Annotated in this window: 1 protein-coding gene; it reads right to left on the bottom strand. The window is 63.9% G+C overall.

Translation table 11 applies throughout. The annotated features are described in order from the left end of the window. A partial coding sequence (locus IEZ09_RS46060; protein ID WP_189260165.1) for a hypothetical protein occupies positions 1–234 on the bottom strand: 234 nt, incomplete at its 3' end. Positions 235–557: the final 323 nt, after the last annotated feature.

The following is a 557-nucleotide window of genomic DNA, read 5'->3' on the forward strand; positions in this document are numbered from 1 at the left end:
CTCCGGCAACACCACCGCCGACAACGACACCACCTCACGCAAAACCAGAGGCACCGACCACTCGTTCAACAAGCCCCCACTGACCTTGGCAACCCCCGCATCCGTATACAAATGCCCAGTCCGCGGATCCTCAGAACGAAGCATGCCCCAAGCCCATTCACCAACCAGCTCACCAGTCAGCGCAGACTTGAACTTGAAATAGCCAGGACTGGCTTGGTGCTCCAGCGAGATCATGCAACCCCGCCTACGCTCGAAAACTTTCACGAACTCCGTAAGCGTCCCCACCCCACCCTGACCAGGACGCCACCCCACAAACTCCGCCCGCACCTGCGCTGGCAACGACACCTCACCCGAAGACACCTCACCCGAGGACACCGCCGCGGACGAGACCCCCACCCCACCCACACCACCCGCCCCCTCAGAGCCCACCCCACCACCGGACTGCGCCCTCGCGCCGCGCGAAACCTTCTTCCACCGCGCGCGCACAGTGTCCTGATTGAGCAGGTCTCCGGACAGCATGGCCACACCCAGCGGGCTGTAAGGCGCACCAGCCTTAC

The organism is Lentzea flava (genome assembly GCF_014648475.1).
In the GTDB taxonomy this organism is placed as follows: domain Bacteria; phylum Actinomycetota; class Actinomycetes; order Mycobacteriales; family Pseudonocardiaceae; genus Lentzea; species Lentzea flava.